Here is a 21628-nt window from a genome sequence, read left to right as displayed (position 1 = left end):
ATTCCTTCTTCTTGAGCAACCGGCAGGATAGCGAAATGCTGCCGCTTTCGGCCAGCTCCTTGGCGACCGCGCGGCTGTCGGAGGGCGTACCGTCAGGCCGCGCTCAGGATGGGCGGGCAACGATCCCGCGTCATCTTTTTTCAACAGACAGGGAGTCTCTCTTGCACATCATCTGGACCATCTTGATCGGCTTCATCGCGGGGCTGATCGCCCGCGCCATCCTGCCGGGCAACAACTCCATGGGGTTCATCCTCACCGTGATTCTGGGCATTGCCGGGTCGCTGGTGGCAACCTATGCAGGACAGGCCCTGGGGCTGTACGCTGCGGGCGCGGGCGCCGGCTTCATCGCCTCGGTGATCGGCGCGGCCCTGCTGCTCGGGGTCTGGCATCTCGTGACCCGGTAACAAGGAGATCTCCATGGGTTTACTCGACATCCTCCAGCAGGCCATCGGCGGCAACGGCAGCCCCGAGGCCCACCTCGACAAGGTCACGCAGCAAGCATCGACCGACGAAGTCGGTGCGGGGCTCGCTGCTGCCATGCGCTCCGACCAGACGCCGCCTTTCGGCGACATGGTGGGCAAGCTGTTCGGCCAGTCGTCGCCGCAGCAGCAGGCCGGCGTGCTCAACCAGATCCTGGCCACGCTGGGCCCGGCAGCGGCCTCGGCGCTGGCCGGCGGCGTGCTCGGCCGCATGCTGCAGCCGGGGCAGACGCAGGTCACGCCCGACCAGGCCTCGCAGCTGTCGCCTGCGCAGGTGACCGAAATCGCCGCGCATGCCGAGCAGCAGCACGCGGGCGTGATCGACGAGGTGAGCCGGTTCTATGCGCAGCACTCGGGGCTGATCAAGACGCTGGGCGGGGCGGCGATTGCCATCGCGCTGGCGAAGATGAAGGAAAACGCCACGCGCGGTTGAGGCCGCGCGGCCCGGTCAGCGGGACGACGCAGGGGGCTCGGGCTGCGCCGTGTCGCCGCCGCGCTCGTGCGCATCGCGCGACAGGCTGCGCCGGTTCCAGAAGTGCATGGATGCCGCACGCTGCGGCGTCAGCTGCGTCGGGAAATGCACGAAGTGGCTGTCGGTGGTCGCGTAGATCGCGGGCGCGTCCAGCGACAGCGTGTCCACCACCTGGGCTTCGGTGACGAGGCCGTGGGCATTGAAGACATTCGCGAAGTAGGTCTGGTCGCCGCCGTTGGCGTGCACCGACGAGCGGTCGGGCGCGGCCTCGATCTGCCGGCAGACGTCTTCCACCAGCGCGTGCATCGCGGGCGTGTTGCGCACGCCGACCACGCTGGAGTTCATGTTCCAGGCCGTGTGGTCGTTGCCCACCAGCGCCTGCCGGCCGTCGACCAGCGGCTCCATGCGCAGCGACTGGTTCATGGCCAGGATGTCCGCATCGATCCACAGCAGGAACTCGTGCTCCGCGAGGTGGCGCCGCATGACGTGCGGCTTGGCCCACGAGCCCGTCAGCCCGTTGGCGAAGTCGGGCACCTTGCGGTAGAGGTGGTAGCCGTAGCCATGGCGCAGGCAGTAGCGCGCGAGGCTTTCTTCGTGGATGCGGCCATAGCTGGCGATGTGGTGCGTGTAGATGCTGACGAAGGCGATGCGCGCACCGGGGTTCAGGTGCAGGTCGTCGCCGGGCGGTGGCGCGGTCTCGGCGAGCACGAGGAATGGCGGGCGTTCGCCGGCGGCCAGGGCCGCGGCGTCCTCGACGAGGTTCTGCACGCCGCGGAAGTCGTAGTCCAGCGCCGGCGTCCACTGGTTTGCGGCGCCTGTGCGGCGCCAGGTGGGCGCGTCGCTGGCCACCAGCGGGCGCACACCCTGGAGTGATTCGTAGTAGCTGCCCGCGGGCCAGTTGGCCTGCACGTTGGCGTGGATGCCGTTGGGCAGGGGAAGGGCGCAGGGGCGGGGCGGGAAGACATGGGCGACCAGCGCGTTCTCGGGCTGCTCGTTGTCCTCCAGGATGCGCACTGCCCAATGGGAGACATGGTCGACCAACTGGCGCACCTGCTCGCGCACCGCAGCCGTGTTGCGCAGCAGCAGCATGCTGGTGTTGCAGAGCGTGTCGTCGTCGGGTTGCGCGCAGACCAGCGCGTCGATGCCGTCGAACGCCTCTTCCAGCGGTCGGGGCCAGTAGACGACCGCGAACTGGTCGAGCACCAGCAGCAGGCTGCCCTCGTCGGCTTGCGCCAGGTGCTGGTAGATCGCGTGGTAGCGGAAGAAGACCGGCTGGCGCGGACCCCACACGTGGGTGCTGTCGACGATGCGGTGCGCGTAGCCGTACCGGCGCGCATAGGCTGCGTGGTTCTCGACCAGGCCCTCGACGGGGCGTGTGGCCAGTGTGGTCAGGATGGTGGCCATCTGATCCGTTCTCCCTTTCGATGTGGTCCCGCGGCGTTGGCCGCCGCTATGCGCCGGAAGCCTGCCGTACGACGCCGATGATGTACTCGATTTCCTCGTCGCCGAGCATTGGATAGAGCGGCAATGCGAGCGAACAGCCGGCCAGTTTTTCGCTGTGCGGCAGGGCGCCGGTGCCGTGCCAGGGCCGCAGCGCCTCGTGCCGGTGCAGCGGCTGCTCGTAGTAGACCCGGGTGGCGATCCCGGATGCGGCCAGCCGCGCCGCGAAGGCCGCGCGTTCGCGGGGGCCGGACAGGGTGATGACGAAATAGTTCCACGCGTGGCCCGCCGAGTCTCGCGGCAAACCGATCGGACAGTCCGCCCAGGCCGCCAGGTAGCGCGCTGCGATGGCGCGCCGTCGCGCGATGTTGTCCGGAAAGTCGTCCAGCGCGGCATTGAGCAGGCAGGCCTGCAATTCGTCCATGCGGCTGTTGTGCCCGAGGCAGTGGTGACGGCCGTCGGCGTAGCCGTGGTTGCGCAGCAGCCGGGCCTTGCGGGCGTGCTGCGGATCCCTGAAGGCCAGTGCGCCGGCGTCACCCGCGGCGCCGAGGGTCTTGGTCGGGTAGAAGCTCATTGCCGCGGCGTCGCCCCAGGTGCCGGCGGCATGGGCGCCCAGGCATTGCGCCACGTCCTCGACCAGCCACAGCTTCTCGTCGCGGCAGTAGGCGGCCAGTTCGGGCAGGCCGCTCGGGTCGCCGAAGAGGCCGACCGCGAGGATCGCGCGGGTGCGTGGCGTGCGGGCGTCGCGGAAATGCGCGAGCGTCGGCAGGAAGTCGTCCGGCGCGCTGTCGACGAAGACCGGCCGCGCGCCCGCAGCGAGCACCGCTTCCGCGCAGGCGACGAAGGTGTAGCTCGGCAGCAGGACCTCGTCCAGCGCGGCCCCTCCGCCCGCGCTTCCGATGCCGAGGCTCTTGAAGGCCAGCAGAAGCGCTTCGGAGCCCGATCCCACGGCCACGGTCTCGCGGCCTTGCAGCAGGCCGGACAGCCGTGCCTCGAAAGCCTCGGCTTGCGGACCGAGGATGTACACGCCGCTGCGCAGCACTGCGGCGAGGGACTGGGCCAGGTGCGCCGCTTTCGGCTCGGCAGATGCGGCCGACCGGAACAGCGGGATCTTCATGCGTGCAGTACCTGGCAAGCCCGGGTCACGGCCGCCAGGCCATCGGCACCCGAGGCGACGCGGCTGGCCTGGCCCAGGATGGCGCGCCTGAAGCCGTGGTACTGCCGTGCCAGGGCGTCGTCGCCGGTCGTCGTTGTCGTCGAACGCGCGCCGCTGCGCAGGTCCAGCAACTGCTCCCGGTGGCCATCGCACACCTGCAATTGAGCGATCGCCGGCGTGCTGGCGTAGCCGCTCTCGAATTCGGCGACCAACGTGCCCAGCCGCACGCGCGCGCGCACGCTGTGCACATCGATGTGCCGTGCGAGCACTTCCATTGGCGCTTCCGCGGGAATCGCGCACAGCCAGGCGAACAGGTCGAGGTCGTGCACCATCAGGTCCAGCACGCTCTCCCTGGCCATGGCAATGCGCGTCGAATAGCGGCGAAACCGCATGAACGGACGCTGGTCCTGGCGGTGGCTTGCCGCGGCATTGCGCAGCCGGGCGAGGAGCACGGCGTCGAACACGGGGTTGAAGCGCTCGATGTGGCCGGTGCTCAGGGTCACGCCGCATTGCCGCGCAGTGCGGATCATCAGGGCACCGTCGTGCCGGTCGATGCAAAGCGGCTTTTCGACCAGCACGTGGCAGCCACGCCGCATCAACGACAGGGCAAGCTCGGCGTGCGCGTCGTCGCTGGTGGCAACGGTGGCCGACGCGATGCCCGGCGGTAGGTCGTCAAGGCTGGACAGCAATGGCAGCGCCGCGAGTTCCGCGCCGGCGCGGGCCGACGACGAGCAATCCACGAGGGCACGCAGCTGGAAGCCGCGCAGGGCGAGGAGCTTTCGGGCGTGGATGCTGCCGAAGCGGCCAAGGCCCACGATCGCATGGGCCAGTGCGGCGTCGACCGGGCTCGCGGCTGCCGTATCGGCGGCGATGGCGGTCGTGCTGTCGTCGTTGGCGGGCGTCGTGAAGGTCATCGAGGCATCGATGGATGTGTCATCGCATCGCGTCGCGCAGCCGATCCGCCACGGCCTGCAGATGCGCGCCGCGGATGACGTGCTTGTAGACGCCGGCCGCGACGCGTTCCTCTCCGAAGATTTCGAAGGCGGGTTTGGTGGCGGGCGCCTCCGCCAGTTCATAGCGCGTGGGCTGCGCGGCGAAGAGGCATTCCCGGCCGTAAGCCTGGGCGCCGAACTCGGCGATGAAGCCCGCCAGCTCGCGCTCCAGCTGGCCGCCGAAGCTGTGCGCGTAACCGTGCATGTCGTCGAGCTTGGCCTGCAACTCGGGGCCGTCGAGCTCGACCATGACATGGCGCTCGGAAGCCAGCCGTGCCGGTGGACTCGGATGACCCACGGTGGGATAGCCGAGCGAGACGACCCTGCGGCCGCGCGCCGCGGCGTGCGCGGCGACCTGGTTGGCCAGCAGGCGGCACAGGTCGTGCGAAGGGTTGTAGTCCTCGGCTTCGTCGGCGACGATGCAGTCGATGCCTTGCTCCACGACATGCGTCGTCAAGGCGTGGACCCATTGCGTGAACAGGCGCGTGTCGCCTTCGAGCAGCGCCCGGTAGATGTCGGCATCGGCAACCGGCTGCACCACCTCCGCAATCCAGCGGGCCCCCGCGCGCGCGAGATTGTCGATCGTCGGTTCGAGCCGCGGCACGCCGCTCGAACCGGCGCCGTTGGTCAGCACCACGAAGTCCGGCCGCTCGTTGCGCAGCCACTTCCACAGCAACAGTTCGTGCCCCGAATGGGCGGCGATCACCAGCGCCTTCATGCGCGTGGACCGCCGGGCCGGACGAGGGTTGACACCCGCCGCAGCGGTCCGGTCACACGCCACGAACGGCTGGCGTAGACCTCGCGCAACTGCGCCTGGAGCAGGGCGAGTTCGGTGCGCGCCTGCCGGGTCTGCTGCTCGGCTTCGGCCAGCCGTGCGTTGCAGTCGGCGTTCGATTGCGCCGCCTGTGCGGCCTGCGCGGCGGTCTGCATGGCGGCGAGCTCCGTCTGCCGGCGTGCCTCTTCGGCCTGGCGTTGCAGCTCTGCCTGCAGCGCGTCGATTCGAGCTTGATGCATGCGTTGATGGTCGTTGAAGGACTGCTGGATCCACCCGATGTGCTGCTGCAAGGACGCAACAGCCAGATGCGCCGCCGACGGGTTGCCGCGCCGGATCCAGTCCTCCATGTAGCGGGCCACCTCGTTCGCCCGCTGGCTCGCGGGCACCTCGATCACGGGATGCTGCAGGGCCATGCCCTGCGCGCAGCGCTCGAGCGCGCCGAGCGTTGCGTCGAGGCCGCCATGCGCACGCATCCATTCGCCGGCCTTGCCTGCATCCTCGGCGTCGTAGCGGTCGAGCTCGGCGCCCACGTTCTCCCGCGTGATCGGCCGGATCAGCAGCGCCCGGCCAAAATTCCAGCGCCGCGCGTGGGCCGCGGTGGCCGCCGTCACCATCTCGCCCATGCCCGCGCTCGGATCGAGCACCACCACCGCGTTGCCGGTGCACAGTGCCTCGGTGGCGCAGCGCCCCTTGCCGAAGACGATGTCGTAGCGGCCGAGTGCCTCGGCCGGGTCGGGCAGGTGGTTGCCGGTGCCGCTGCCGATCACGTCCAGCGACAGTCCGCGCTGCACGCAGGCGGCGCGGATCTCCTCGAGCTGCGCGTCGTGCGAGGCGTAGTTGCTGAAGACCAGCGCCGTCCGGGGCCGGGCCGGCAGCTCGCTGCGCCGCGGAAAGCGCGAAAGATCGACCCCGTTCTGGATCAGCTCGATGCGCTCGCGCGCGATGCCGAACTCGTGCACCAGGCGCTCCGCGCAGTTCTCGTCGACGGCCACATGGCATACGACCTGGGTGAACTGCGCCGGGCGTCCGTGTTCGGCGCTTCGGTCGTGGCATATCGTGAGGACCGGCACGTCGTGGAAATGCAGCAGCGCGCGAACCGTCTCGTGGTGGGTGTTGCCGATGATCACGTCCGGCCGCGCCGCGATGTCGCTCAATTCGGTGACGCAGGCAATCGAGGCAAAGCGCAGTTCGTCGGCCATGTCCCCGAAGGCCGTTGCAAAGATCGTGACGGCGTGGCCGCGGCGGCGCAGCCACAGCGCCAGGTCGCGGGTGAACATTTCCGCACCTGTTCGATGCACCAGGAAGCACATGGCCAGCAGGAAGTGCATCGGCCTGCCTGACTGCGGCGCGTCCGCCGCTGGGACGGTCGCCGCGGCGTTCAATCGAGCGAGGGCGCGCCGGCCAGAACGTGTCCTGCCTGCTGATCGGCGTGGTAGCTCGACCGCACCATGGCGCCCACGGCAGCGTGGCTGAAGCCCATCTTGTAGGCCTCTTCCTCGAACATCTTGAAGGTGTCGGGGTGCACGTAGCGGCGCACCGGCAGGTGCGAGCCCGACGGCGACAGGTACTGGCCGATGGTCAGCATGTCGATGCCGTGCGCGCGCATGTCGCGCATGACCTGCAGGATCTCCTCGTCGGTCTCGCCCAGGCCCACCATGATGCCGCTCTTGGTCGGCACGTCGGGGTGCAGCGCCTTGAACTTCTTCAGCAGGTTCAGGCTGAACTGGTAGTCGCTGCCGGGACGCGCTTCCTTGTACAGGCGCGGCGCGGTTTCGAGGTTGTGGTTCATCACGTCCGGCGGCGCGGCCTTGAGGATTTCAAGGGCGCGGTCGTCGCGGCCGCGGAAGTCGGGCACGAGGATCTCGATCTGCGTCATCGGCGAGAGCTCGCGGATGTTGCGGATGCAGTCGACGAAGTGCTGGCTGCCGCCATCGCGCAGGTCGTCGCGGTCGACGCTGGTGATTACCACGTACTTCAGGCGCAGCTTGGCGATGGTCTTCGCGAGGTTGAGCGGCTCGTCCTTGTCGAGCGGGTCGGGGCGGCCATGGCCCACGTCGCAGAACGGGCAGCGGCGCGTGCACTTGTCGCCCATGATCATGAAGGTGGCCGTGCCGTTGCCGAAGCATTCGCCGATGTTCGGGCACGAGGCCTCTTCGCAGACCGTGTGCAGGTTGCTCTCGCGCAGGATCTGCTTGATCTCGTAGAAGCGCGTGGTCGGGCTGCCGGCCTTGACGCGGATCCACTCGGGCTTCTTGAGCACCTCGCCCTGCTGCACCACCTTGACGGGGATGCGCGAGAGCTTGGCCGCGGCCTTCTGCTTGGCCAGCGGGTTGTAGTTTTCGGCGCTTTGGGCGTCGCGGACGACTTCTGTGGTGCTCATTGGTGTGTCAAGGCGCCAGGAAGGCGCCGAGCTTCTGGCTCAGCACCGTGGCGGCTTCTTCCCATGTGGTTTGGATGCCGATTGTAGAAAGGTCGACCGTCTGCAGCCCCGCATACCCGCATGGGTTGATGCGGGAGAAGGGTTCGAGGTCCATCTCGACATTGAGCGCCACGCCGTGGTAGGTGGCGTGGCGGCTCACCTTGATGCCCAGTGCGGCGATCTTGCCGAGACCGCGAAACGGGTCGCCCGCGGGCAGCGGGCCAGTCAGTGCCGAACCGTTTGAAGGCGATGCTTTCAGCATCGCGTGCGAGAACGGGTCGTCCAGCCGCACATAGATGCCCGGTGCGCTCGCCACGCGGTGGCCGGTGACGCCGAAGTGAGCCAGTGTGCGCAGCACCGATTCCTCGATGCGATAGACGTATTCCTTGACGAAGTAGCCCGCGCGGCGCAGGTCGATCAGCGGGTAGGCCACCACCTGGCCGGGGCCGTGGAAAGTGACCTGGCCGCCGCGGTCGGTCTGCACGACGGGAATGGCGCCGGGGTTCAGGATGTGGTCCTGCTTGCCCGCGATGCCTTGCGTGAAGACCGGGGCGTGTTCGCAAATCCACAACGCATCGGGCGTGTCTGCTGTGCGCTCCTGCGTGAACTGCTTCATTGCCGCGAAGGTGTCGGCGTAATCGACGCGGCCCAGCGGGCGCAGCTCGATGGCGGGGACGGTCGCGGCGGCGTCTGTCATGGCATGGCCTGCCGTGCGGGCAACTCGCGGCTCAAAGCACGACCTTGACCATCGGGTGCGCCGACAGCGCGCGGTAGATGTCGTCGAGCTGCTCGCGGCTGGTGGCCGTGACGGTAATGGTCACGCCGAGGTAGTTGCCGGCCTTGCTGTCGCGCAGCTCGACTGTGGTGGCGTCGAAGGCGGGATCGAAGCGCTCGGCGATCTGGGTGATCGCGTGCACGAAGCCGTCGACCTTCGCACCCATCACCTTGATCGGAAACGGCGAGGGGTACTCGATCAGCGATTCCTTGCGCGGATCGGGGATCGAGGTGGTTTCGGTGGTGGTCTTGTCGTCGGTCATGCCGGGGCTCCGTGTTTCTGTGCGTTGTGTTGCTTGGCCTGCTGGTAGGCCGCATACAAGCTCTGGTAGATGGGGCCGGGGCGGCCATTGCCAATAGCCTGCCCATCGAGGGTGACGACGGGCAGCAGCTCCTTGCTGGCCGAGGAGATAAGCACTTCGTCGGCGCCGAACACTTCCTCCCGGGAGATGCGCCGCAGCTCGAATGGAATGTCCAGCGAGTTGCTCAGGCGCTCGAACAGCCCGTAGCGGATGCCGGTCAGCACGAGGTTGTTCTTCGGCGGGCCCATCAGCTTGCCGTCCTTCACGATCCACACGTTGCTCGACGAGGCCTCGCTGAGCCATTCGTCGCGGAACATGATGGTCTCGGTCGCGCCGGCTTCCACGCTGATCTGGCGCGCAAGCACGGCGCCCAGCAGGCTGGTGCTCTTGATGTGGGCCTTCTGCCAGCGGAAGTCGGCCGCGGTGACGCAGGCCACGCCCTTGGCGCGGATGGCATCGGAGATGGGCGGCAGCGGGTTCACCATCACGAACACCGTCGGGCGGATGCCGCGCACCATCGCGTGGTCGCGCGGGGCCACGCCGCGCGTCACCTGAAAGTAAACGGATTGGGGTGCATCGCCGCCGGGCGCGACCAGCCGCATCACGATCTCGCGCCACTGGGCGAGCGACAGCGGGTTTTCTATCTGCAGTTCGGCGAGCGAGCGGTCGAGGCGGGCCATGTGCTCCTCGAAGCAGAAGGGCTGGCCGAAGTAGACGGGGACGTATTCGTAGATGCCGTCGCCGAAAATGAAGCCTCGGTCGAGGACGCTGATCTTCGCGTCGCGCAGGGCGGTGTATTCGCCATCGAGGTAACAAAGCGTGGCGGGCAGGGCATCGGTGATAGGGTGCATGCCGGAATTATGGTTGCGTGCGCCGCGTCGGGTTCGCGTCAGGGAATGCGGCATCGATTTGCATGCGCGACAGCGCAGGTGGCGGGACAGGCTGGGTTTTTACTTATAATCAATGGCTTTGTAGAAATTCTGGGTCGTCATCCGGGCTTCATTCGAAATGAAAAAAATCGCCCGTCAAGACTCGGAGGTCGCTGAAGACCTCGACGCAGAATTCAAGCCGTTGACCGCCGATGAGGCGCGTGAACTGCGGGCAAAGAACCCTTCGGTCTCCCCATGGCGGGTGGTCGCGGGGCAGTTGGTTGTCGGTCTGGTGGTGGCTCTGGCCGCCTGGGGACTGACGGGGAGGCAAAATCTGGGTTGGTCCGCCGCTTACGGCGCGATCGCGGTGGTCATTCCGGCGGCGGTGTTCGCGCGCGGGTTGACCGGCAGGTTCTCTTCCCTGAATCCAGGCACTGCGGTGTTCGGATTCTTCCTTTGGGAAATGGTCAAGATGGCCTTGTCCGTGGCGATGCTGATCGCCGCGCCAAGGCTGATAACGGCGCTGAGCTGGCCAGCAATGCTGATCGGCCTGGTGGTGACAATGAAGGCGGCCTGGTTGGCGGTGATGTTCTCGCCCCGGCGCCGGCAACAACGAGACGAGTAACGGAATGGCTGCTGAAAACGCTGCGGAACATGGTCAGACCGCTGGTGAATACATCGTTCACCACTTGACGCATCTGCAAAGCTCCAAGCCTGCAGGTGTGGCCGATCTTTCGGTCTTCAACTTCGATTCGCTGTTTTTCTCCATCGCTCTGGGTGTCCTGGGCTGCTGGTTGCTCTGGCTGGCTGCACGCAAGGCCACGTCGGGCGTTCCGGGCCGCTTCCAGGCTGCCGTCGAACTGCTGGTTGAAATGGTCGACCAGCAAGCCAAGGGCATCGTCCACAACGCCACGAGCCGCAAGTTCGTCGCACCGCTGGCCCTCACCATCTTCGTGTGGATCTTCCTGCTGAACGCAATGGACCTGTTCCCGGTCGATTTGTTCCCGGCGATCTGGGCCAAGGTCTTCGGCATCGCGGGCGAAGACCCGCACCACGCCTACCTGCGCGTCGTGCCCACCGCCGACCTCTCGGTGACGATGGGCATGTCGGTGGCCGTGCTGCTGATCTGCATCTTCTACAACATCAAGATCAAGGGCGCCGGCGGCTGGATCCACGAGCTGTTTACCGCACCCTTCGGCAACCACTGGGCGCTGTATCCCTTCAACTTCGCCATGCAGATGATCGAGTTCATCGCAAAGACCGTCTCGCACGGCATGCGGTTGTTCGGCAACATGTACGCCGGCGAACTGATCTTCCTGCTGATCGCCCTGATGGGCGGTGCCTGGTCTGTGTCGGCCACCGGCATCGGCCTGGCCATCGGCCACATCATCGCGGGCACGGCCTGGGCCATCTTCCACATCCTGATCATCACGCTGCAAGCCTTCGTGTTCATGATGCTGACGCTGGTCTACATCGGCCAGGCCCACGATCACCACTGATCATCCGCTTTCGTTTTTTGTTTTTCGTTTTCTCTTCAACCAAAGTCCTCTAGGAGTCATCATGGAAGTTATTAGCTTTGTTGCACTGGCCGCCGGCCTGATCATCGGTCTGGGCGCTGTGGGCGCATGTATCGGCATCGGCATCATGGGCAGCAAGTACCTCGAGTCGGCCGCACGTCAGCCTGAACTCATGGGTGAGCTTCAAACCAAGATGTTCCTGCTGGCTGGTCTGATCGACGCCGCTTTCATTATCGGCACCGGTATCGCTCTGTGGTTTGCAACGGCCAACCCGTTCCTGGCTCAGATCGCCAACCTGCCGAAGTAAGTCTTTCTCGTCGGACCTGCGTCGTCGTTCCCTAGTCCCCTAGCGAATGGCTTCGATTCAATCCCAAAGAGAGGGTGAAAAGTGAGCATTACCGGTACCCTGATCGTTCAGATGATCGTGTTCCTGATCCTGGTCGGGTTCACGATGAAGTTCGTGTGGCCGCCGATCGCGAAAGCGCTGGACGACCGCGCTGCGAAGATCGCCGAAGGCCTCGCTGCCGCCGACAAGGCCAAGTCCGAGCTGTCCGCCGCCAACAAGCGCGTGGAAGCCGAACTGGGCCAGGCACGCAATGAGTCCGCACAGCGTCTTGCCGACGCCGAACGTCGCGCCCAGGCCATCGTTGAAGAGGCCAAGGCCCGCGCGACCGAGGAAGGCAACAAGATCGTTGCAGCCGCACGCGTCGAAGCCGACCAGCAGGCACTGAAGGCCCGTGAAGCCCTGCGCGAGCAGGTTGCCGCACTGGCCGTCAAGGGCGCAGAGCAGATTCTGCGCAAGGAAGTGAATGCGGGCGTTCACGCCGATTTGCTCGCCCGCCTGCAGACCGAACTCTGATAGAAGCCATGGCTGAACTCGCCACCATTGCACGCCCCTACGCCGAGGCGCTTTTCAAGGCGTCGTCGTCCGACGTCGCCGGAACCAGCGCCTGGCTCGAAAAGGTTGCCGCCATCGGGGCCAACCCGGAGCTCCAGCAGCTCGCCGACAACCCCAAGGTTACGGCCGAGCAGGTTCTCGGCGTGGTCGCCGGTGCATTCGCTGCGCCGTTGCCCGCCGCGGCCCAGAACTTCCTGGCTGCGCTCCTCGAGAACGGGCGTTTCTCGGTGCTGCCGGAAATTGCGAAGCAGTTCCGGGCACTGGCCAACGCGAAGAGCGGCTCGTCCGACGCCGTGGTCTACAGCGCCTTTCCGATCGAAGTCTCGGCTCTGGCCGGTGTGGCGGCCGCGCTCGAAAAGCGCTTCGGTCGCAAGCTCCAGGTCACGGTCCAGCAAGAGCCGGAACTGATCGGTGGCATTCGTGTGGTGGTCGGCGACGAGGTGCTCGACACCTCCGTCAAAGCGCGCCTTGAACAAATGAAAGTTGCGCTGGCGGCCTGACCGGTCTCCATCGCCTTACAAAGAAAGAAGGAAAGAGTCATGCAACTCAATCCCGCAGAAATTTCCGAACTGATCAAGAGCCGCATCGAGGGCCTCGGGGTCAGCGCCAACATCCGCAACGAAGGCACCGTGGTTTCGGTGACCGACGGCATCGTGCGCGTGCACGGCCTGTCGGACGCGATGCAAGGCGAAATGCTTGAATTCCCGCCGAGCGCAGACGGCACGCCGTCGTTCGGCCTCGCACTGAACCTCGAGCGCGACTCCGTCGGCGCCGTGATTCTGGGCGAGTACGAGCACATCTCCGAAGGCGACACCGTCAAGTGCACGGGCCGCATCCTGGAAGTGCCCGTGGGTCCCGAACTCATCGGCCGCGTGGTGAATGCCCTGGGCCAGCCGATCGACGGCAAGGGTCCGATCAACGCCAAGATGACCGACGTGATCGAAAAGGTCGCTCCCGGCGTGATCGCACGGAAGTCCGTCGACCAGCCGATGCAGACCGGCCTGAAGTCCGTCGACTCGATGGTGCCCGTCGGCCGTGGCCAGCGCGAGCTGATCATCGGCGACCGCCAGACCGGCAAGACGGCCGTCGCCATCGACGCGATCATCAACCAGAAGGGTCAGAACATGACCTGCGTCTACGTTGCGATCGGCCAGAAGGCTTCGTCGATCAAGAACGTGGTGCGCGCACTCGAACAAGCCGGCGCGATGGACTACACCATCGTGGTGGCGGCATCGGCTTCCGAATCGGCGGCCATGCAGTACGTGTCGGCCTACTCGGGCTGCACGATGGGCGAATACTTCCGCGACCGCGGCCAGGACGCGCTGATCGTCTATGACGACCTGTCCAAGCAAGCCGTGGCCTACCGCCAGGTCTCGCTGCTGCTGCGCCGCCCACCAGGCCGCGAAGCCTACCCCGGCGACGTGTTCTATCTCCACAGCCGTCTGCTCGAGCGCGCAGCCCGCGTGAACGCCGACTACGTCGAAGCCTTCACCAAGGGTGAAGTCAAGGGCAAGACCGGCTCGCTGACCGCGCTGCCGATCATCGAAACGCAAGCCGGCGACGTGTCCGCTTTCGTGCCGACCAACGTGATCTCGATCACCGACGGCCAGATCTTCCTGGAAACCAACCTGTTCAACGCCGGTATCCGTCCCGCCATCAACGCCGGTATCTCGGTGTCGCGCGTGGGTTCGTCGGCGCAGACCAACCTGGTGAAGAACCAGTCCGGCGGTATCCGTACCGACCTGGCGCAGTACCGCGAACTCGCGGCCTTCGCCCAGTTCGCCTCGGACCTCGACGAAGCCACCCGCAAGCAGCTCGACCGCGGTGCCCGCGTGACCGAACTGCTCAAGCAGACCCAGTACAGCCCGCTGCCCATCTCGCTGATGAGCGCCACGCTGTTCGCGGTGAACAAGGGCTTCATGGACGACATCGACGTCAAGAAGGTTCTCTCGTTCGAACACGGCTTCCACCAGTTCCTCAAGTCGAGCCACGCACCCCTGCTGGCCACGATGGAAAAGAACGGCGCCAAGTGGGACCCGAAGCCCGCCAAGGCCGACGACAGCGACGAGAAGAAGGCTTTCAAGAAGGTCTGCCAGGACGCGGAAGCCGAACTGCTGGCCGCCGCCACTTCGTTCAAGAAGTCGTTCGCCTGATCGACGCCTTGATCGACGCAAGAAGGAGCTCTCATGGCAGCTGGTAAGGAAATCCGCGGCAAGATCAAATCGGTGGAAAACACCAAGAAGATCACCAAGGCCATGGAAATGGTCTCGGTTTCCAAGATGCGCAAGGCGCAGGAACGCATGCGCGCCGCTCGCCCCTACAGCGAAAAGATCCGTAACATCGCGGCCAATCTTGGCAAGGCGAACCCGGAGTACACCCACGCGTTCATGAAGACGACCGAGGCCAAGGGCGTCGGTTTCATCATCGTGACCAGCGACAAGGGCCTGTGCGGCGGCTTGAACACCAACCTGCTGCGTGCCGTTACGGCCAAGCTGCGCGAAGCGCAGGCAGCGGGCAACGTGGTCGAGTCGGTTGCCATCGGCAGCAAGGGTCTGGGTTTCCTGAACCGCATCGGCGCCCGCGTGGTGGCCCATGTGACGCACCTGGGCGACACACCGCATCTCGACAAGCTCATCGGGCCGGTCAAGACGCTGCTCGATGCCTATGCCGAAGGCAAGCTGTCGGCCGTGTACCTGTGCTACACGAAGTTCATCAACACCATCAAGCAAGAGCCGATGGTGGAGCAACTGCTGCCGCTGAAGGCCGAGACGCTGCAGGTCGAGTCGGGTCATCATTCGTGGGACTACATCTACGAACCCGACGCGCAAAGCGTGATCGACGAGTTGCTGGTGCGCTACGTGGAGTCGCTGGTGTACCAGGCCGTGGCCGAAAACATGGCGTCCGAGCATTCGGCGCGCATGGTGGCCATGAAGGCTGCGACCGACAACGCGGGCAACGTGATCAGCGAACTGAAGTTGATCTACAACAAGACCCGTCAGGCCGGCATCACCAAGGAGCTGTCCGAGATCGTGTCCGGCGCGGCTGCGGCCGCAGGCGTTTGATCGAGGCAATGCAACAGGCCGCGTTGCTGATCGGATGCGCTCTGCGCGTTCGCTAATCCAAGGCCTATTTTTAGGGGACTCTGCGCAAATGAAGAAGATTCTTGCCCTGTTGGCGGTTGCCGCCGCCCTGACTGCCTGCTCCAAGAAGGAAGAGGCGCCCGCGCCTGCACCGGCTCCCGCCGCTGCACCCGCAGCGCCCGCTCCGGCCCCCGCTCCCGCAGCAGCGCCGGCCGCTCCCGCCGCAGCAGCCCCGACAGCATCGGCCGACCTGCCGCAGGAGTGCAACGACTACCTCGCCAAGGTGCAGGCGTGCGTTTCTTCGCAAAGCGGTGCTGCCGCCGACGCGATGAAGGCCAACCTCGACCAAACGAAGGCCACCTGGGCTTCGATGGGCGCGGACAAGGCTGCACTGGGCCAGGCCTGCAAGGCTGCTTCGGACGCTTTCGCTGCGCAAGCAACGGCCATGAAGTGCTGATGAGCTGACGACGACAAGAAACTCAAGGGTGCCGGCCCGTCCGGCATTCTTGCAAAAGCGGCCCGTTTCGGCACCAGGACGCTTCTGCAAGAACCTGTCGCAAATTTATTGAGATCCATCCAGAAGGAAACGCCATGGCTGAAGGAAAAATTGTCCAATGTATCGGCGCCGTGGTCGACGTGGAGTTCCCGCGTGACCAGATGCCCAAGGTGTACGACGCCTTGAAATTCGAAGGCAGCGCGCTGACTCTCGAAGTCCAGCAACAGCTCGGCGACGGCGTGGTGCGCACGATTGCGCTGGGCTCGTCCGACGGCCTGCGCCGCGGCATCATCGTGAAGAACACCGGCGCACCCATCACGGTGCCCGTGGGCAAGGCCACGCTCGGCCGCATCATGGACGTGCTGGGCGCGCCCATCGACGAACGCGGCCCGGTCGGCCAGGAGCTCACCGCTTCGATCCACCGCAAGGCTCCCGCGTACGACGAACTGTCGCCCTCGCAAGACCTGCTGGAAACCGGCATCAAGGTGATCGACCTGGTGTGCCCGTTCGCCAAGGGCGGCAAGGTGGGTCTGTTCGGCGGCGCCGGCGTGGGCAAGACCGTGAACATGATGGAACTCATCAACAACATCGCCAAGGCTCACTCGGGTCTGTCGGTGTTCGCCGGTGTGGGTGAACGTACCCGCGAAGGCAACGACTTCTATCACGAGATGGCCGACTCCGGCGTGGTGAACCTCGAGAAGCTCGAAGACTCGAAGGTCGCCATGGTCTACGGCCAGATGAACGAACCCCCGGGCAACCGTCTGCGCGTGGCGCTGACCGGCCTGACCATCGCCGAGTCGTTCCGCGACGAAGGCCGCGACGTGCTGTTCTTCGTGGACAACATCTACCGCTACACGCTGGCCGGTACCGAAGTGTCGGCTCTGCTGGGCCGCATGCCTTCCGCCGTGGGCTACCAGCCGACGCTGGCCGAGGAAATGGGCCGCCTGCAGGAGCGGATCACGTCGACGAAGGTCGGCTCGATCACCTCGATCCAGGCCGTGTACGTGCCAGCCGACGACTTGACCGACCCGTCGCCCGCTACCACCTTCGCCCACCTGGACTCGACCGTGGTGCTGTCGCGTGACATCGCTTCGCTCGGTATCTACCCCGCCGTGGACCCGCTGGACTCGACCTCGCGCCAGCTCGACCCGAACGTGGTCGGCGAAGAGCACTACAACGTGGCCCGCGCCGTGCAAGGCACGCTGCAGCGCTACAAGGAGCTGCGCGACATCATCGCGATTCTGGGCATGGACGAACTGGCTCCCGACGACAAGCTCGCCGTGGCCCGCGCCCGCAAGATCCAGCGTTTCCTGTCGCAGCCGTTCCACGTGGCCGAAGTGTTCACGGGCTCGCCTGGCAAGTACGTGCCGCTGGCCGAAACCATCCGTGGTTTCAAGATGATCGTGAACGGCGAAGCCGACCACCTGCCGGAACAAGCGTTCTACATGGTGGGCAGCATCGACGAGGCGTTCGAAAAGGCCAAGAAGGTCGCTTAAGAAGGAATCACCATGGCAGGCACCATTCATGTGGACGTGGTCAGCGCGGAAGAGTCGATCTTCTCGGGCGAAGCCAAGTTCGTCGCGCTGCCCGGTGAAGCCGGTGAGCTCGGCATCTACCCGCGCCACACCCCGCTGATCACGCGCATCCGCCCCGGCGCCGTGCGCATCGAAACGGCCGACGGCGGCGAAGAGTTCGTCTTCGTGGCCGGCGGCATTCTCGAAGTGCAGCCCAATGCCGTCACCGTGCTGTCCGACACCGCGATCCGCGGCAAGGACCTCGACGACGAAAAGGCCAATGTGGCCAAGGCCGCAGCCGAGGAAGCGCTGAAGAATGCGAAGAGCGACATCGACATCGCGATGGCGCAATCGGAGCTGGCCGTGATGGCCGCCCAGATCGCCGCGCTGCGCAAGTACCGCCAGAAAAAGTAAATAGGCACACCCCCAGGCTGCGCGCACTTCGTGTCGCTACGCCAACCCCCTTGCAGGGGGCAACACCAGCGGCCCGGCAAAGCCGGTTCCGCGGTGTTTTTCGAATAAGCCGCCTTCGGGCGGCTTTTTTGCGCCTGGACCGCTCCGCCATCGTCGCTTCTTTGATCTGAATTTGGTCGAAGTTCAGCCTTGTCCGGCTAAAGACCTCCGCCTAGTATTCGCCTTCGCCCCAACCAGGGTGCGGCGAAGACAAGAACACCGGAGACAAGACGCGTGGCACGTTGGAGTGGCATCACTGCGGACGAGATGCGGCTGCTGGAGACGACCTTCTGGTCGGCCGGCGGATCGCGCCATGCCATGGCCGAGCAGCTCGGCTTTTCCAAGAGCAAGGCCAACGGGCTGATCGCCGGCCTCGTCGACCAGGGCCTGCTTGCCGAAGCCGGCCTGCAGCGCTCCTCGGGCGGGCGCCGCGCCGAGAACCTCCAGCTGAATGCCGGGCTCGGCGTGCTCGTCGGCATCGACATCGGCGCCACCAGTCTCGATGTGGCCGTGCTGCGGCCCAACCTCACCGTGCTCGCGCAGCACGACGAACCCGCCGACGTGCGCGAAGGCCCGGCCGTGGTGCTGGCGCGCGTGCGCACGCTCATGCGCGAACTGCTGGCCCGCTGCAATGTAGGCGCCAGGGACGTGCTCGGCATCGGCATTGGCGTGCCCGGCCCCGTGAACTTCGAGATCGGCCAGCTCGTGAATCCGCCACTGATGCCGGCGTGGGACAGCTTCTCGATCCGCGACTACCTGCGCGAGGACTACGCGGCGCCCGTCTTCGTCGACAACGACGTGAACCTGATGGCGCTCGGCGAACTCTGGCGCCTCAAGCGTTCGCTGAGCAACTTCCTCGTCATCAAGATCGGCACCGGCATCGGCTGCGGCATCGTCTGCCACGGCGAGGTGTACCGCGGCGCGGCCGGTTCGGCCGGGGACGTGGGCCACATCTGCGTCGACCAGGAAGGCCCGCGCTGCCACTGCGGCAATCTTGGCTGCGTCGAGGCCATGGCAGCAGGTCCCGCGATCACGCGCATGGCGATGCAGGCGGCCGAAGCCGGCGAAAGCGCGGCGCTCGCCGAGTGCCTGCGCGTGCACGGGCGCATCGACGCGATCGATGTGGGCCAGGCCAGTCGCGGCGGCGATACGGCGGCTAACGCCATCATCCAGCGCGCGGGCAGCCTGATCGGGCAGATGCTCGCGTCGGTCGTCAACTTCTTCAATCCGTCGCACGTGTTCATCGGCGGCGGCATCACGCGCATCGGCCCGCTGTTTCTCGCGGCCGTGCGGCAGAGCGTGTACCAGCGCTCGCTGGCACTCTCCACGCGGCATCTCGAGATCCAGTACACGCCGCTCGGCACGCAGGGCGGCCTCGTCGGCGCGGGCGTGCTCGCGATGCACGAGACGCTGAAGGTCCGAGGAGTGGCGCCATGACGGCGGCAGGCATCGGCAAGGGCAGCGTGGCCGTCGAGTTCGACGGCGTGGTGAAGGCCTTTGGCCCGGTGCAGGTCTTGCACGGCGTGAGCTTCGCGCTCGCGCCCGGCCGCGTGTACGGGCTGCTCGGCGAGAACGGCGCGGGCAAGTCGACGCTGATGAAGATCCTCGCGGGCTATGAATCGCTGAGCGGCGGCACGCTGCGCATCAACGGACAGCCGCAGCGGTTCGGGAGTTCGCGCGACGCCGAGGCGCTGGGCATCGTGCTCATCCACCAGGAGTTCAACCTCGCGGAAGACTTGAGCGTGGCGCAGAACATCTTCCTGGGCCATGAAAAGAAGAAGGGCTGGCTGCTCGACGACGCCACGATGGAGCGCGACGCTGCCTCCGCGCTCGCCGCCGTCGGTCTGAACATCGACCCGCGCACCAAGGTGCGCCGCCTCATCGTCGCCGAGAAGCAGCTCGTCGAGATCGCCAAGGCCATCGCCCGCCGCGCGCGCCTGCTCATCATGGACGAGCCCACCGCGACGCTGACGCCGGGTGAAACCGAGCGCCTGTTCAAGCTCATCGCGCAGTTGCGTGCCGACGGCGTGACCATCGTCTACATCTCGCACAAGCTCGACGAAGTGGAGCAGGTCACCGACGAAGTGATCGTCATGCGCGACGGCCGCTTCGTCGCGCGCGCGCCCACGGCCGAGGTCACGCGCCAGCAGATGGCCAACCTCATGGTGGGCCGCGAGCTGGCCGACCTGTACCCGCCGCGCGACGTGGTCGTGGCGGCCGATGCACCCGCCATGCGCGTGCGCAACTTCAGCGTGCCCGGCTGGGCGCAGGACGCGAGTTTCGAGGTGCGCCCCGGCGAGATCCTCGGCTTCGCGGGCCTCGTCGGCGCGGGCCGCACTGAACTCTTCGAAGGGCTGCTCGGCCTGCGCCCCGCGAGCGGCAGCGTCGAGGTGCTCGGCAAGCCCGTGCCCGGCGGCAAAGGCTGGCGCAACCCGCGCGATGCCGCGAGGCACGGCCTCACATACCTCAGCGAAGACCGAAAGGGCAAGGGCCTGCACGTCAACTTCGGCCTGCGTCAGAACCTCACGCTGATGGCGCTCGAGCGCTATGCACAGCCATGGCTCAAGCCCGAGGCCGAACGCGGCGCGCTGGCCGAGGCGGTGAAGGACTACGGCATCCGCACCGGTTCGCTCGACGTCAAGGCCTCGTCGCTGTCGGGCGGCAACCAGCAGAAGCTCGCGCTCGCCAAGGTGCTGCAACCTCGCCCCAAGGTGGTGGTGCTCGACGAGCCCACGCGCGGCGTCGACGTGGGCGCCAAGCGCGACATCTATTTCCTGATCCAGCGACTCGCCCGCGAAGGGCTCGCGGTGATCGTCGTCTCGTCGGAGCTGATGGAGCTGATCGGCCTGTGCCACCGCGTCGCAGTGATGCGCGCGGGCCGGCTCGTCACCACGCTCGATGCAGGCCATCTGACAGAAGAGGAGCTCATCGCTCATGCCACCGGAACCGCAAACTCCCCCGCAGTCGCTTGAGGCCGCGCAGCAGCACCGCAGCGAGGCGGCGCCGCGCTGGACGCAGCGCCTGCACGGGCTCGGCCCGGTCATCGGACTCGCGCTGCTGTGCATTGCCGGCACGCTGCTGAACGGCGACTTCGCCACGCTCGACAACGCGATGAACGTGCTCACGCGCACGGCCTTCATCGGCATCATCGCGGTGGGCATGTGCTTCGTGATCATCTCGGGCGGCATCGACCTGTCGGTGGGCTCGATGGCCGCGCTCATCGCGGGCAGCGTGATCATGTTCATCAACTGGGCCGGCCCGGCGTCGGGCTCGCCGCTGCTGGCGGTGGTGATGGGCGCGGTGCTGGCGGTGGTGCTCGGCGCGGTGTTCGGCCTTGCTCACGGCCTGCTGATCACCAAGGGGCGCATCGAGCCCTTCATCGTGACGCTGGGCACGCTCGGCATCTTCCGCGCCTACCTCACGTACTTCGCCGACGGCGGCGCGCTCACGCTCGACAACGAGCTGTCGGACCTCTATGCGCCCGTGTACTACGCGAGCCTTGCAGGCATCCCGGTGCCGGTGTGGGTGTTCGTGATCGTCGCGATCATCGGCGGCGTGATCCTGAATCGCACGGCCTACGGACGCTACGTGCAGGCCATCGGCTCCAACGAGCAGGTGGCGCGCTACGCGGCCGTCGACGTCGACCGCGTGAAGATCCTGACCTACGTGCTGCTCGGCGTGTGCGTGGGCATCGCCACCCTGCTGTACGTGCCGCGCCTCGGTTCGGCATCGCCGACCACCGGCCTGCTGTGGGAACTCGAGGCCATCGCGGCCGTGATCGTCGGCGGCACCGCGCTCAAGGGCGGCGCGGGCAGCATCACCGGCACCGTGGTGGGCGCGATCCTGCTCTCGGTCATCAGCAACATCCTGAACCTCACCAGCATCATCAGCGTGTACCTGAATGCGGCGGTGCAGGGCTTCGTGATCATCATCGTCGCGTTCCTGCAGCGCGGCCGCCGGTAGACCGTTTCCTGTTGTTCCCGTTCGTACGT

The 21628-nt window shown here is 66.3% G+C and carries 24 protein-coding genes; 15 read left to right on the top strand and 9 right to left on the bottom strand.

The features are described 5' to 3' along the window. The first annotated feature begins 161 nt into the window (after positions 1-161). Both ASD05_RS06590 and ASD05_RS06585 read left to right on the top strand, forming a co-directional pair. The gene (locus tag ASD05_RS06590; protein ID WP_056589387.1) at positions 162-404 is read left to right on the top strand and encodes a GlsB/YeaQ/YmgE family stress response membrane protein; all 243 of its coding nucleotides are present in this window, start codon (positions 162-164) and stop codon (positions 402-404) included. 13 nt (positions 405-417) lie between these two features. Beyond that, positions 418-912, top strand: a complete 495-nt coding sequence (locus ASD05_RS06585; protein WP_007830173.1) for a hypothetical protein — start codon at positions 418-420, stop codon at positions 910-912. Between the two features lie 15 nt (positions 913-927). Here the strand turns inward: ASD05_RS06585 and ASD05_RS06580 are convergent, their stop codons facing one another. The 9 genes from ASD05_RS06580 to ASD05_RS06540 form a co-directional block, all read right to left on the bottom strand. Beyond that, positions 928-2355: a hypothetical protein gene (locus ASD05_RS06580; protein ID WP_056589383.1), complete on the bottom strand. Its 1428-nt coding sequence runs from the start codon at positions 2353-2355 to the stop codon at positions 928-930. Positions 2356-2401: 46 nt separating this feature from the next. Then, the gene (locus ASD05_RS06575; RefSeq protein WP_056589379.1) at positions 2402-3508 is read right to left on the bottom strand and encodes a DegT/DnrJ/EryC1/StrS family aminotransferase; all 1107 of its coding nucleotides are present in this window, start codon (positions 3506-3508) and stop codon (positions 2402-2404) included. Then, on the bottom strand, positions 3505-4461 hold the full coding sequence (locus tag ASD05_RS06570; RefSeq protein ID WP_056589376.1) for a Gfo/Idh/MocA family protein: 957 nt from the start codon (positions 4459-4461) through the stop codon (positions 3505-3507). Before ASD05_RS06570 ends, ASD05_RS06575 begins: the two co-directional genes overlap by 4 nt. A 19-nt stretch (positions 4462-4480) precedes the next feature. After that, on the bottom strand, positions 4481-5257 hold the full coding sequence (locus ASD05_RS06565) for a hypothetical protein (protein WP_056589372.1): 777 nt from the start codon (positions 5255-5257) through the stop codon (positions 4481-4483). Beyond that, positions 5254-6591, bottom strand: coding sequence for a glycosyltransferase family 4 protein (locus ASD05_RS06560; RefSeq protein ID WP_235507880.1), 1338 nt, complete (start codon positions 6589-6591; stop codon positions 5254-5256). The genes ASD05_RS06565 and ASD05_RS06560 overlap by 4 nt, the downstream gene beginning before the upstream one ends. Positions 6592-6692: 101 nt before the next feature. Next, the gene (gene lipA / locus ASD05_RS06555; RefSeq protein WP_056589367.1) at positions 6693-7694 is read right to left on the bottom strand and encodes a lipoyl synthase; all 1002 of its coding nucleotides are present in this window, start codon (positions 7692-7694) and stop codon (positions 6693-6695) included. 7 nt (positions 7695-7701) lie between these two features. Further along, entirely contained in the window at positions 7702-8430 is a 729-nt protein-coding gene (gene lipB / locus ASD05_RS06550) for a lipoyl(octanoyl) transferase LipB (protein WP_056589365.1), read from the bottom strand. Between the two features lie 31 nt (positions 8431-8461). Then, entirely contained in the window at positions 8462-8770 is a 309-nt protein-coding gene (locus tag ASD05_RS06545) for a YbeD family protein (RefSeq protein ID WP_056589362.1), read from the bottom strand. Beyond that, positions 8767-9660 carry a D-amino acid aminotransferase gene (locus ASD05_RS06540; RefSeq protein WP_056589359.1) on the bottom strand — a complete coding sequence of 298 codons (894 nt, stop codon included), beginning with the start codon at positions 9658-9660 and terminating at the stop codon, positions 8767-8769. The genes ASD05_RS06545 and ASD05_RS06540 overlap by 4 nt, the downstream gene beginning before the upstream one ends. A gap of 157 nt (positions 9661-9817) precedes the next feature. Here ASD05_RS06540 and ASD05_RS06535 point away from each other — a divergent pair, with 157 nt between their 5' ends. The 13 genes from ASD05_RS06535 (at position 9818) to ASD05_RS06475 (ending at position 21599) form a co-directional block, all read left to right on the top strand. Beyond that, positions 9818-10303, top strand: a complete 486-nt coding sequence (locus ASD05_RS06535) for an ATP synthase subunit I (protein WP_007830187.1) — start codon at positions 9818-9820, stop codon at positions 10301-10303. A 4-nt stretch (positions 10304-10307) separates the two neighbouring features. After that, positions 10308-11177, top strand: coding sequence for a F0F1 ATP synthase subunit A (atpB, locus tag ASD05_RS06530; protein ID WP_056589357.1), 870 nt, complete (start codon positions 10308-10310; stop codon positions 11175-11177). 61 nt (positions 11178-11238) lie between these two features. Then, positions 11239-11502 (top strand): F0F1 ATP synthase subunit C, encoded by a 264-nt coding sequence (gene atpE, locus ASD05_RS06525; RefSeq protein ID WP_007830191.1) that lies wholly within the window; start codon positions 11239-11241, stop codon positions 11500-11502. 81 nt (positions 11503-11583) lie between these two features. Next, positions 11584-12054 (top strand): F0F1 ATP synthase subunit B, encoded by a 471-nt coding sequence (locus ASD05_RS06520; RefSeq protein WP_007830193.1) that lies wholly within the window; start codon positions 11584-11586, stop codon positions 12052-12054. A gap of 8 nt (positions 12055-12062) precedes the next feature. Continuing rightward, entirely contained in the window at positions 12063-12593 is a 531-nt protein-coding gene (locus ASD05_RS06515; protein ID WP_056589354.1) for a F0F1 ATP synthase subunit delta, read from the top strand. Positions 12594-12632: 39 nt separating this feature from the next. Then, the gene (gene atpA, locus ASD05_RS06510; protein ID WP_007830199.1) at positions 12633-14246 is read left to right on the top strand and encodes a F0F1 ATP synthase subunit alpha; all 1614 of its coding nucleotides are present in this window, start codon (positions 12633-12635) and stop codon (positions 14244-14246) included. A 33-nt stretch (positions 14247-14279) separates the two neighbouring features. Next, positions 14280-15155 (top strand): F0F1 ATP synthase subunit gamma, encoded by an 876-nt coding sequence (gene atpG, locus ASD05_RS06505; RefSeq protein WP_056589351.1) that lies wholly within the window; start codon positions 14280-14282, stop codon positions 15153-15155. A gap of 88 nt (positions 15156-15243) precedes the next feature. After that, the gene (locus ASD05_RS06500) at positions 15244-15630 is read left to right on the top strand and encodes a hypothetical protein (protein ID WP_056589348.1); all 387 of its coding nucleotides are present in this window, start codon (positions 15244-15246) and stop codon (positions 15628-15630) included. Positions 15631-15764: 134 nt separating this feature from the next. Next, complete coding sequence (gene atpD / locus ASD05_RS06495; protein ID WP_007830203.1) at positions 15765-17165, top strand: F0F1 ATP synthase subunit beta; 1401 nt, start codon at positions 15765-15767, stop codon at positions 17163-17165. Between the two features lie 12 nt (positions 17166-17177). Next, positions 17178-17597, top strand: a complete 420-nt coding sequence (locus ASD05_RS06490; protein WP_007830205.1) for a F0F1 ATP synthase subunit epsilon — start codon at positions 17178-17180, stop codon at positions 17595-17597. Between the two features lie 306 nt (positions 17598-17903). Next, a complete protein-coding gene (locus ASD05_RS06485) occupies positions 17904-19073 on the top strand; it encodes an ROK family protein (RefSeq protein ID WP_056589346.1) in 1170 nt (389 codons plus the stop codon). Next, positions 19070-20608, top strand: a complete 1539-nt coding sequence (locus tag ASD05_RS06480; protein ID WP_056589342.1) for a sugar ABC transporter ATP-binding protein — start codon at positions 19070-19072, stop codon at positions 20606-20608. Before ASD05_RS06485 ends, ASD05_RS06480 begins: the two co-directional genes overlap by 4 nt. Further along, the gene (locus ASD05_RS06475) at positions 20571-21599 is read left to right on the top strand and encodes an ABC transporter permease (RefSeq protein WP_056589339.1); all 1029 of its coding nucleotides are present in this window, start codon (positions 20571-20573) and stop codon (positions 21597-21599) included. Before ASD05_RS06480 ends, ASD05_RS06475 begins: the two co-directional genes overlap by 38 nt. Positions 21600-21628: the final 29 nt, after the last annotated feature.

Origin of the sequence: Variovorax sp. Root434 (assembly GCF_001426595.1) — a bacterium.
GTDB lineage: Bacteria > Pseudomonadota > Gammaproteobacteria > Burkholderiales > Burkholderiaceae_C > Variovorax.
Note: the sequence above shows the minus strand (reverse complement) of the source record. Positions and strands in the feature narration are given on the sequence as shown.

What these genes read in the sequence shown, in the direction of transcription:
- ASD05_RS06545 (WP_056589362.1), bottom strand. Translation starts at nt 8,770, where the DNA reads ATGACCGACGACAAGACCACCACCGAAACCACCTCGATCCCCGATCCG.
- ASD05_RS06500 (WP_056589348.1), top strand. Translation starts at nt 15,244, where the DNA reads ATGAAGAAGATTCTTGCCCTGTTGGCGGTTGCCGCCGCCCTGACTGCC.
- ASD05_RS06515 (WP_056589354.1), top strand. Translation starts at nt 12,063, where the DNA reads ATGGCTGAACTCGCCACCATTGCACGCCCCTACGCCGAGGCGCTTTTC.
- lipB (WP_056589365.1), bottom strand. Translation starts at nt 8,430, where the DNA reads ATGACAGACGCCGCCGCGACCGTCCCCGCCATCGAGCTGCGCCCGCTG.
- ASD05_RS06575 (WP_056589379.1), bottom strand. Translation starts at nt 3,508, where the DNA reads ATGAAGATCCCGCTGTTCCGGTCGGCCGCATCTGCCGAGCCGAAAGCG.
- ASD05_RS06485 (WP_056589346.1), top strand. Translation starts at nt 17,904, where the DNA reads ATGCGGCTGCTGGAGACGACCTTCTGGTCGGCCGGCGGATCGCGCCAT.
- ASD05_RS06580 (WP_056589383.1), bottom strand. Translation starts at nt 2,355, where the DNA reads ATGGCCACCATCCTGACCACACTGGCCACACGCCCCGTCGAGGGCCTG.
- ASD05_RS06560 (WP_235507880.1), bottom strand. Translation starts at nt 6,591, where the DNA reads ATGTTCACCCGCGACCTGGCGCTGTGGCTGCGCCGCCGCGGCCACGCC.
- atpA (WP_007830199.1), top strand. Translation starts at nt 12,633, where the DNA reads ATGCAACTCAATCCCGCAGAAATTTCCGAACTGATCAAGAGCCGCATC.
- atpD (WP_007830203.1), top strand. Translation starts at nt 15,765, where the DNA reads ATGGCTGAAGGAAAAATTGTCCAATGTATCGGCGCCGTGGTCGACGTG.
- lipA (WP_056589367.1), bottom strand. Translation starts at nt 7,694, where the DNA reads ATGAGCACCACAGAAGTCGTCCGCGACGCCCAAAGCGCCGAAAACTAC.
- ASD05_RS06490 (WP_007830205.1), top strand. Translation starts at nt 17,178, where the DNA reads ATGGCAGGCACCATTCATGTGGACGTGGTCAGCGCGGAAGAGTCGATC.
- atpE (WP_007830191.1), top strand. Translation starts at nt 11,239, where the DNA reads ATGGAAGTTATTAGCTTTGTTGCACTGGCCGCCGGCCTGATCATCGGT.
- ASD05_RS06540 (WP_056589359.1), bottom strand. Translation starts at nt 9,660, where the DNA reads ATGCACCCTATCACCGATGCCCTGCCCGCCACGCTTTGTTACCTCGAT.
- atpG (WP_056589351.1), top strand. Translation starts at nt 14,280, where the DNA reads ATGGCAGCTGGTAAGGAAATCCGCGGCAAGATCAAATCGGTGGAAAAC.
- ASD05_RS06585 (WP_007830173.1), top strand. Translation starts at nt 418, where the DNA reads ATGGGTTTACTCGACATCCTCCAGCAGGCCATCGGCGGCAACGGCAGC.
- ASD05_RS06480 (WP_056589342.1), top strand. Translation starts at nt 19,070, where the DNA reads ATGACGGCGGCAGGCATCGGCAAGGGCAGCGTGGCCGTCGAGTTCGAC.
- ASD05_RS06535 (WP_007830187.1), top strand. Translation starts at nt 9,818, where the DNA reads ATGAAAAAAATCGCCCGTCAAGACTCGGAGGTCGCTGAAGACCTCGAC.
- ASD05_RS06565 (WP_056589372.1), bottom strand. Translation starts at nt 5,257, where the DNA reads ATGAAGGCGCTGGTGATCGCCGCCCATTCGGGGCACGAACTGTTGCTG.
- atpB (WP_056589357.1), top strand. Translation starts at nt 10,308, where the DNA reads ATGGCTGCTGAAAACGCTGCGGAACATGGTCAGACCGCTGGTGAATAC.
- ASD05_RS06475 (WP_056589339.1), top strand. Translation starts at nt 20,571, where the DNA reads ATGCCACCGGAACCGCAAACTCCCCCGCAGTCGCTTGAGGCCGCGCAG.
- ASD05_RS06570 (WP_056589376.1), bottom strand. Translation starts at nt 4,461, where the DNA reads ATGACCTTCACGACGCCCGCCAACGACGACAGCACGACCGCCATCGCC.